This window comes from candidate division KSB1 bacterium, from assembly GCA_022562085.1.
Lineage (GTDB): Bacteria > Zhuqueibacterota > Zhuqueibacteria > Oceanimicrobiales > Oceanimicrobiaceae > Oceanimicrobium.
Window position 1 is genome coordinate 1 of record JADFPY010000148.1, and the last position, 10,116, is coordinate 10,116.

Here is a 10,116-nt window from a genome sequence, read left to right on the forward strand (position 1 = left end):
GACAAATTTGATAACAAGTTAACTTTGTTCCATGTCATTGCGCTTTTTCAAGACGATCCGAATAACCCGCGGCGCCATTTTCCCGACCTGCAAGCCTTGTATACTATAATGGACCAAAATGCTGTCGGCCGATATGGATCAATTTGATTTGCATTTCGACAAGTTACGGGTTAATAAAGTCACTGTACGCGGCATTTCTCCCGCCGAAGAAATCGTAAATTATGCGGACTCAAATGAAGCTGCTCTTATCGTCATGGGAACACATGGACGGTCTGCTCTTGGCCATTTCCTAATTGGGAGTGTAGCGGAAAAAGTGGTACGTCATGCGAAATGTCCCGTGTTGACCATTTCTCATCAAGAAAAGGAAATGTATGAACTGCCAGCCATTAAAAGCATCCTTGTGCCGATTGATTTTTTCAGACCATTCAGAGCAGGCGCTCAAATATGCGACAAGCCTTGCGGGGGTGTTCGGTGCATCTTTAGAATTCTTGCATGTCATTGACCAGCGTGTCCATCCGGCTTATTATGTGATGGGCGAGCAGTCCATCTTTAGCATCTATCCAAATTTGTTAGAAAAATCGATGACTTTTCTCAAAGAATTTGTTAAGGATGACATTTCTCAGAATGTAAACACTGAATTTTTCGTAAGGGAGGGAAATCCCCATTCAGAGATTGTCAATTTTGCCAAAAATCAGGGCGTGGATCTGATCGCGATGGCGACGCACGGACTCAGCGGACTGGAAAAATTGCTCATTGGCTCGACAACAGAAAAAGTTGTACGAAAGTCAGATGTTCCTGTATTGACGGTTACATAAATTAATAAAGGCTTTCCAGGTTTTCAAAACTGGAAAGTTTAACTTAGGAGAACTATCATGAAAAATCTGATAGCCAAAGACATCATGAACCCAAGTGTCATATCTGTTGAGGAGGATTTGTCGGTGCATGAGCTTGCAAATTTTTTTACTGAAAAAATGATCTCGGGTGCCCCTGTGGTGAATAAAGATGGTAAATTAGTCGGTGTAGTTTCTCTTTCGGATATTGTCAGAAATGACGAACGTCGCACGGCAATCGTGAATGATAAACGGGAGTCAGATTACTATTTAAGCGGCTGGGAGGATAACTTGAATAGCGATGAAATTCAAGAGCTTCATCTTGAAGAGGATGACTCACTAACGGTGCGAAATATCATGACCCCACTCATATTCAAGGTCAAAGAAACCGAACTTATTTCTGCCATGTCTGACATCATGATCGGCGGGCGCATACACAGGTTGCTTGTGACCCGGGATGAAAAAGTGGTCGGGATTATTACGACTTTGGATATGTTAAAAGCCATTCGAGACCATGCCAATTAGCCGGCATACCAACTTTGATCCTTGTTTTTTGATTGACAGTTTTTATCTTATCGTAGCAAATAGGTGACATCGAATAATGGCTTCGGAGTTGAAACAACATAGTCAATTTTCTCTCTCCATGTTGATGAGCAATCTTCCGGGTATGGTCTACCGGTGTCTTAATGACCGGGACTGGACGATGGAGTTTGTCAGCGAAGGATGCCTCGAATTAACCGGCTACAAACCTTCTGATCTAATCGGCAATAAAAGGGTGGCCTACAACAACCTGATTCATCCGGACGACCAGCCATTAGTACGGGAACAAGTCCAGAAGGCACTTGAAGTGCGCGAACCTTTCCGAGTGGTCTATCGAATCCAAACGGCTGCGGGGGAAGAAAAATGGGTTTGGGAACAAGGCCAGGGTGTGTTTTCTAAAAACGGAGAGTTGATTGCTCTGGAAGGCTTTATTACCAACATAACTGAGCGTTCTAAAGCTGAGGAAGCTTTAAAGGAAAGTGAAGCCAGAATTCGGGCCATTTTAGAAACAGCCGTTGATGGTATTATCACCATAAATGCAACAGGCATTATTGAATCTGTAAATTCAGCAGTTGAAAAACTCTTTGGATATACTGAAAATGAAGTGATTGGGAAGAATGTCGACGTACTTATGCCGTCACCTTATCGGGAAGACCACGATACCTACCTTGCAAATTATTTAAAGACCGGGGAGAAAAAGATTATCGGCATAGGTCGCGAAGTAGTGGCCCAACGCAAAGATGGGATAACTTTCCCAATTCGTTTATCCGTGAGCGAGTTTTTTCTTGGCGATAAAAGAATGTTTACGGGAATCGTTCACGATATAAGCGAAGAAAAGGCGCTGCAGCAACAGATCCTGCATTCGGAACGCTTGGCAATCATTGGCAAGATGGCGGCCAAAGTCGCACATGAAGTTCGAAATCCACTGTCGTCGGTAAGCTTAAACGCCGAACTCCTGGAAGAAGAGATTCAAAGTCAAGACTCAGTGGATATCCATGAGGCTAAGTCGCTTCTCAAATCGATGATTCGGGAGATCGACAGGGTGACTTTACTGACAGATGAATATTTGCAGTTTTCCCGACTTCCGGAATCACAGCCAATCAAAGGAAATCTCAACTCTCTTTTAAAAGAAATGCTGAAACTCTTAGTTGAAGAGTTCAATCAAAAAAACATTAAATTAACGAGTAAAGGCCTGAGCAAGGAATTACAAGTTCGGTTTGATCGAGCGCAACTTAGAAGGGTTTTTCTGAATATTATCAGAAATGCAATTGAGTCGATGCCGGATCAGGGCACCCTGAACATCTGGACCGAGCGAAATATAGAAACTGCGATTATCGGAATCCAGGATTCAGGTCACGGAATTCCTGAGGATAAGGTGAATGAAATTTTCAATCCATTTTTTACAACTAAAGATTTTGGAACGGGACTTGGGTTAGCTATATCGCAGCAAATTATCCATGAACATAAAGGCCAAATTTACTGTGAAAGTAAAATTGGTCAGGGAACGACATTTCGAATAGAACTGCCGCTTAATGAGAACCCATGAGGAATACAGATGCAGCCTAAATCGATATTAGTTGTTGATGATGAAGTAAGCGTTAGAACTTCGTTGGAAAAAGTTTTAAGCAAAGAAGGATATATCACTAAGACGGCTGGCTCGGGAAACGATGCAATAAAGATCCTCTCTAAAGTTACGGTGGATATTGTTTTGTCGGATCTGAAAATGCCTGATGGGGACGGTCTGGAGCTTTTACGTGCAGTTAAAAAGAAGACACCAAACACAGAAGTGATTTTACTTACCGGGTACGGTACAGTAGAGACTGCAGTCGAAGCGATGAAAGAAGGCGCCTATGATTTCATCACCAAGCCTTTCAAAAAAGCAGTGATCTTGAGTACGATTGAACGGGCTATTGAGAGGCAGAATTTAAGGCAAGAAAATACCTACCTCAAAGCGCAACTTGGAAAGGGTAAAGCCTATGATGAAATCATTGGTAAAAGTCAGGCCCTGCAAGATGTGCTGGTAATGGTTGAACGAGTAGCACCCCTAATAACAACAGTTTTGATAACCGGCGCAAGCGGCACCGGCAAAGAATTGATCGCGCAGGCAATTCACAAAAAAAGTCCGTTTGCCGACAAAAGATTCGTTCCAATCAATTGCGGCGCGATTCCCGAGAATCTCATTGAAAGTGAACTGTTCGGACATGTCAGAGGCGCGTTTACCGGGGCGTTGCGCGACAAAAAGGGTTTGTTCAAAGTAGCAGAAGGCGGGACGATTTTCTTGGATGAAATCGTTAGCGTGCCGTTAAATCTGCAAGTTAAACTCTTGCGAGCTATCGACCAGAAAGAGATACTGCCCGTCGGTAGCACTAATCCTGAAGTCATCGATGTGCGCATCGTGGCCGCCACAAACAAGAATTTAGCCACCGAAGTCGAGAAAGGTAACTTTCGAGAAGATCTTTATTACCGCTTGAATGTAGTGGGAATCAACATCCCCCCATTGAGGGAACGAGTCGAGGATATTCCTGAGCTGATTAATCATTTTATAAAAATATATAATTCACAACTTGGCAAGCAAATTACTGTAGTAGATGAAAAAACATTAAAAACATTAATGGACTATCCATGGAAAGGCAATGTCCGCGAATTAGAGAATGCTGTTGAACGGGCGATGATCTTCTGTGATTCCAACATCTTGACCATGCAGCACTTCACGCAACTTTCCTCAGAAATTGCCTCCTTACAAAAATTAAACGGTGATCTAAAGTCCTCTGTTCGAACAATCGAACAAGAAAGCATTTTAAAAGCGCTGCAAGCAGCCGGAAACGATAAAAGCAAAGCCGCAGAGATTTTAGGATTAAGCTTATCTTCACTTTATCGCAAAATGTCTGAACTCCAGATAGAATTGAAAAATTAACCTGGCAACTTTTCTTATGTCTCATTAAAATGTTTGTTGAACCGGTATAATCCCACCAAATCACCTTGAGTTTAACCGCTTACAAAATGAATTCAGTTCAAGTTGATTCGTATCCTCTACCCAAAACTAAACAACTGGCGTTCCAAATAAATTATATTTGGACAGCGTTAAGATTCGCGCTATTTGCCGGATTTGCCATTGGCGCCCATTTAACTTTTGTGATTGGCTATGATTTTAACCTGGGCGATGGCTTTGTAGGTCTGATTCAAACACATGGTCATGTACAATTGGTCGGGTGGGCCGGGCTATTTATTATGGGAATGAGCCTCCATTTTATGCCTCGACTCACAGGGGTGGCTTTTTCCAATCCGAAATTGGTGCGAAAGGTTCTCTGGTTGATGACAGCCGGGCTAATTGTTCGCAGCATCGGTCAATCAGTCACTCCCTACATCATCGAGAGTAAATTCTTTGTTTCTCTCAATCTGTTGGTTGCGGCGTCTGGCATGCTGGAGTTTTTGGGTATAATCTTCTATCTCATTCTTATCCTTGGGTTGTACAGAGAATCGAAAGAAAAAGGCAAAAGACAGACTTTGAAATCGATAGCGCCATTCATGGGGATGATGCTAACGGGATGGTTCTTGTACGGGGGGCTAAATCTAATTTTGTTAATTGACGCCGCTGTCAATGGCTCGGTGGTTCTGGACGATGCCTGGAATGAATTCGCTATAAAGTCATTTATCGGACTCGTTCTTTTGCCGGTATCGTTCGCATTTTCAATCCGCACCTTTCCTCTTTATCTTCGTCTTAATGCACCGAACTGGAATGTTCGTGGTGTTGCCCTTGTTTATTTAGTTTCCTTGTCTTTGGAAATGATCCTGGAGTTGCCAACGCTGCTGAGCCTCTCACCTAATTTGTCTTTATGGCTTTCAAATGCCGGCTCGATCCTTAAGGGGTGTGTTATTATTTGGTTTATTTGGCAACTGGATCTTCTCACCCGGCGCAAAGACCCATGGACAGTGAATCGTGTCCTGCATCCAGCACCAGACCGCAGACCGACGCGTCCGGGGCTTCCGGATTATGGTGAATTTGGCAGCTTTGAACGGCTGATATATGCGGCCTACTTTTGGCTGGCATTAGGTGCAGTTTTTGAAATCGTAACCGGCATTGCCTTTATTACCGAACGCCATTTTGTCCATTTAAACGATGCAATCCGTCATATGTATTTGTTAGGGTTTGTAACTAATCTTATTTTGGGGATGTCTGTTCGCATGATCCCCGGCTTCATACATAAGAAAAAAGTCGCCATCCCAAAGTTAGTAGGCGCAACCTTCTGGTTAGTCAACATCGCGACCCTTGGTCGTATACTGCCATTAATGCTGCCGCCCTCGATGTTAATGGACACGCCTATTTTGATGGAAGTTACAAAAAGCGCCTTCGCATTTTCGGGAATCTTTGGAATTTTTGCAGTCCTTTGTTTATGGATTAATTTAAGAAAAACGAATTCATGAAATCATTGTCTATCCTCTTCTCATTCCTAATATTAAGAATGTCACCTCTATTTTTTCCCACATCTAAGAATAATCTAAACGGCCAACTCGCGAACCAGTTCTAAAGCAAACGCGAATTAACTCATTGATTTATAGCCGCTTGCGGATACGCAATCGGCTTTTTTGTTTCCTTTGAAAAGCTGGCACAATTATTTCTTAAGGAATTCATGAATGAGTTAATTTCAGAAGATTTGGAGACAACTGATGTCAAATCAAACTAAAGATAGAATTCTTATCGTGGAAGATGATTCTGAATTTAGGCGCTCATTAAAAAGAATTTTGCAGAAGGCTGGTTATCATGTTAGCTCAGCTTCAAATGGCAGCCAGGCAAGCGAAATGCTTAACAAGCGAGTGTATCCTCTTATTCTATTGGATCTGCACATGCAGGGCAAATCGGGACTGGAATTGTTGCACGAAGTAAAAGAGAAAACGCCGGAATCAAAAGTTATCATGATTACGGTTGATGGCTCTGCGGACAATTACTCAGAAGCGATGAGTGCTGGCGCATTCGCTGTTCTGCAGAAGCCGCTCAAAATGAAGAAGCTTCTTACATATGCAAGTATGGCCCTAAACAACAATCTTAATTAATTAGTTAACTAACCAGGAGAATAGAAATGAAATCGTTCAAAAATACTTGTTTAATTCTTGTGCTGGTCATCATTCAAGTTTATCTAGTTAAAGCTCAAGATGCTCCCCAGTATAAATACATAATCAGTTCAGAGAGCAAACTGTGGTTTGAAGGTACTTCAACTCTACATGGCTATAAATGTGTAGCGAAGGAAATAACCGGCTCTTTTATTATGAAAGAGATGATTTCAGATTCAACCACAATAAGATTTAGCAATGCAGCAATTGCGGGTATCCTTCAAATACCTGTTTTGAGTATCGATAGCGGCAAAGGGAAGATGGACAAAAAGATGCGCAAATTATTGAAAGCTGACGACCATCCGGAAATTATCTTCGAACTAACAAGTTTAGAATTGACTGCTTCTCCAGAAGCTGGGAAGGATCAGGTACAGCTTAAGACCATGGGAAATGTGAAAGTTGCAGGTGTGGAGAAGACAATTGCTTTAGAGGTAATAGGAAATCTCGAACCGAATGGTACTATTCGATTCACAGGCAGCAAAAAATTGCTAATGACTGATTTCAATATAAAGCCGCCAACCATGTTTTTCGGTAGGCTTAAGACGGGTAATGAAATCACAGTTTATTTTGAAATCGCATTAATTCCAAGTATTCAAATAAGCCTAAATTAGCTTGGAATGCAGGCTTAAAACCAGAGAGAAAATCATGAACTCACATCAAGTCAATCGAATACTGCTAAGAGCGTTAATTGGCGCATTGTCACTCATAAATGGACTTTCGGCGCAGACCATAAGCTTAGGACCTTACGAAACACTGCCAGGAAGCCGGCTTTGGATGGATGGAAAAACAAACATTAACAAGTTCAGTTGCGAGACAGAATTATTAACCGGATATGCCTACTTTGGATCCGAAGATATTTTTTTGCCAGTGAACAATTTCCAAAATGTTGAAACCAACACTTCACTTTATTTCTTTATCCCGATTCGGAGTTTCGATTGCAGAAACGATAGGATGAACAAGGATATGTACAATGCACTTAAAGAAAATCAATACCCAATCATTGAATATGAATTGACGAAATCGGAATTGATTGAAGCGCCCAACTCCGAAGGGGTTTGGTATTCGATAAATACGATCGGAAACTTGACACTTGCAGGAACGACGAAAAGAATTGAAATGGATGTCAAAGTACGGCCTCTTTCCAATAATACTTTTCAGATTACTGGCTTTATCTCTATTTCCATGCGTGATTTTAATATTAAGCCACCGACAGCTTTTTTCGGGTTGATAAAAGCAAAACCTGAATTATCAATATCCTTCGATATTTACGCTGAGGCCAAACAAACAGCAGGAACAATTAATCATTTTAACATTGCAGGGAATCAGTTGGAAAGTTCGAATCAGATTTTAAGTCAAGTTTTGGAATCAAAATGCTTCGATAAACTAAATGAATAAAATAAGTAATAATTATAATTACTTAACAGTTAAACCACAAACCCCAAAGGAGGTATATTATGAAAACTTTAACAAGTGTTTTACTAATGTCTTTTTTCTTTGTTAGTTCGCTATTTGCCCAAACGAGTCAGGACCGGCAATTACAGTATTCCAAACCGGCTGATAAGCATGGGCTGAATATGTTTGAAACTACAAAAGAAGAAACAAGCGAGTTTGTCGGCTTAAAAGTAATACTGGGTGGTTCCTCGACGCTTCAATTTCAGGGCATGAATCACAGCAATTCAGCTCTGTTTGTTGATGACGGGAACGGCTCGAACATTAATGAATTAATAGAACTGGAAAACAATTTTAACCTGGCAACCGCGAACCTTGATTTGGATGTCCAACTCCACAATGGTTTAAGAATGCACTTGCGGACCTACCTTTCCTCAAGGCATCACCCTGAACCGTACGTGAAAAGCGGCTACTTGCAGGTTGACAGGTTGGACTTTGTGAGCCCCGGTTTTCTTGATAACGTAATGAACGTGGTCACGCTCAAAGTAGGGCATATGGAAATCAACTATGGCGATGCGCACTTTAGACGGTCTGATAATTCAGCAAGCCTGCACAACCCATTTGTCGGTAATTACATAATGGACAGCTTTACTACTGAGGTCGGTGCGGAAGCCTATTTAAAAACAAATGGCTTTCTGGGAATGCTTGGATTTTCCAACGGTAAACTAAACCAAGATGTCACCAGCCCGGGACAAACAAGCCTGGCATTTCTCGGAAAGCTCGGCTTTGATAAACAGGTAAACCCTGATTTACGATTAAGACTGACCGGTTCCATATATACTAATGGAAACGCCAAACAGATATACCTGTACAGTGGCGATAGAGCCGGCTCGCGCTACTACAGTGTAATGCAAGGCATAACTGCTACCAGGGATAATTTCAGATCAGGCCGTTGGAATCCCAATTTCTCGGGAAAATTGACTGCGATCATGATCAATCCATTCCTGAAATGGAACGGATTAGAGTTTTTTGGCACCTATGAAAATTCAAGCGGAGGCGATTCCAGAAACTCGAATGATACACGAACCTGGAATCAGCTTGCAGGAGAAGTCATCTACCGGTTTGGAGCCTCTGAACAATGGTATGGTGGCGCCAGGTTTAACAGCGCCAGTGGAAAGCTAGCTAATGCGGATGCTGAAAAGGTTACAATAAACAGAGTTCAACTAGCCTTTGGATGGTTTTTGACCGACAACGTTGTCGCGAAAATTGAATACGTTAGTCAGTCCTACAATGATTTTGCGGAAAGCAGCATTTACTCCGATGCAAACTTTAAAGGCATCATGGCTGAAGCAGCAATTGGGTTTTAGTTAGGGTTAGTGTCAATCCCAAGTGGTGAATATTGGCGCAGCCATAAACGGCTGCGCCAATGATAATTAGCATGACAGAAAGAAGGTACCCAATGTTTCACTCAAAACATTTTTGCAAAATCATTCATTTTCCAAGAATTTTCTCCCCAGGGCATTACTGGACCTGGGATCCAAAAAAACCTGGGCATTTTTAACGTGGAGTTCTTATCTGATTTATTTGCACGTGCGCCATTATCATCAAAATTCCGCACGGCTCCAACTCGGCTTTTTGGCCTTTTCATTTATGGCTATTTCATTTATGGTTCTATGGATTTGCTGGTTAGGTCTGAATTACTTACCTTCGACACAGTATAGTTTTCATACCTACATTGAATAGATTCAATCCTTGATTTAGTTTTCATAGCACCGAGGTAAAATGTACACTAACAAAGACAAACAAATTTTGAATGATGCAGCGCGACCCTTGAAATTTGCCATGCGCCTTTCACTTGGCGTTGGTTTGCTCATGCTGATCATCAAAATCTATGCATCTGTGATAACTGGATCGGCCGCGATTCTTTCTGACGCAGCGGAATCCGTGGTGCACGTGTTCGCTGTTTCATTTGCTGCTTTCAGCCTGTGGTTAAGCATGAAGCCAGCAGACAAGACCCATCTTTATGGCCACGATCGGATTAGCTTCTTCTCTGCGGGGTTTGAAGGCGCCATGATTATTGTTGCCGGGTTATACATTCTTTACGAATCCATTGAAAAATGGCTAACTGGACAATATTTGGAAAACATTGAGCAGGGCATTGGCTTTATTATGCTTGCTACTGTAATCAATGGAGGCCTGGGTTGGTACCTCATTCGACAAGGGAAAAAATATCACTCCATCATCCTTGAGG

Annotated in this window: 11 protein-coding genes; all 11 read left to right on the forward strand. The window is 42.0% G+C overall.

Annotated features, from left to right (window positions below):
* Window positions 1-118 precede the first annotated feature (118 nt).
* The gene (locus IH879_12850) at window positions 119-502 is read left to right on the forward strand and encodes a universal stress protein (protein ID MCH7675826.1); all 384 of its coding nucleotides are present in this window, start codon (window positions 119-121) and stop codon (window positions 500-502) included.
* Complete coding sequence (locus IH879_12855) at window positions 408-815, forward strand: universal stress protein (GenBank protein MCH7675827.1); 408 nt, start codon at window positions 408-410, stop codon at window positions 813-815. Before IH879_12850 ends, IH879_12855 begins: the two co-directional genes overlap by 95 nt.
* A 57-nt stretch (window positions 816-872) precedes the next feature.
* On the forward strand, window positions 873-1,355 hold the full coding sequence (locus tag IH879_12860; GenBank protein MCH7675828.1) for a CBS domain-containing protein: 483 nt from the start codon (window positions 873-875) through the stop codon (window positions 1,353-1,355).
* 76 nt (window positions 1,356-1,431) lie between these two features.
* Window positions 1,432-2,916, forward strand: coding sequence for a PAS domain S-box protein (locus IH879_12865; GenBank protein ID MCH7675829.1), 1,485 nt, complete (start codon window positions 1,432-1,434; stop codon window positions 2,914-2,916).
* A gap of 9 nt (window positions 2,917-2,925) precedes the next feature.
* Window positions 2,926-4,284, forward strand: coding sequence for a sigma-54-dependent Fis family transcriptional regulator (locus IH879_12870; protein ID MCH7675830.1), 1,359 nt, complete (start codon window positions 2,926-2,928; stop codon window positions 4,282-4,284).
* An 86-nt stretch (window positions 4,285-4,370) separates the two neighbouring features.
* Window positions 4,371-5,792, forward strand: coding sequence for a hypothetical protein (locus IH879_12875; GenBank protein ID MCH7675831.1), 1,422 nt, complete (start codon window positions 4,371-4,373; stop codon window positions 5,790-5,792).
* A gap of 243 nt (window positions 5,793-6,035) precedes the next feature.
* Entirely contained in the window at window positions 6,036-6,419 is a 384-nt protein-coding gene (locus IH879_12880) for a response regulator (protein ID MCH7675832.1), read from the forward strand.
* Window positions 6,420-6,445: 26 nt separating this feature from the next.
* Window positions 6,446-7,087: a YceI family protein gene (locus IH879_12885; GenBank protein MCH7675833.1), complete on the forward strand. Its 642-nt coding sequence runs from the start codon at window positions 6,446-6,448 to the stop codon at window positions 7,085-7,087.
* A 34-nt stretch (window positions 7,088-7,121) separates the two neighbouring features.
* Complete coding sequence (locus IH879_12890; protein MCH7675834.1) at window positions 7,122-7,871, forward strand: YceI family protein; 750 nt, start codon at window positions 7,122-7,124, stop codon at window positions 7,869-7,871.
* Window positions 7,872-7,930: 59 nt separating this feature from the next.
* Window positions 7,931-9,232, forward strand: coding sequence for a hypothetical protein (locus tag IH879_12895; protein MCH7675835.1), 1,302 nt, complete (start codon window positions 7,931-7,933; stop codon window positions 9,230-9,232).
* A gap of 415 nt (window positions 9,233-9,647) precedes the next feature.
* A partial coding sequence (locus IH879_12900; protein MCH7675836.1) for a cation diffusion facilitator family transporter occupies window positions 9,648-10,116 on the forward strand: 469 nt, incomplete at its 3' end.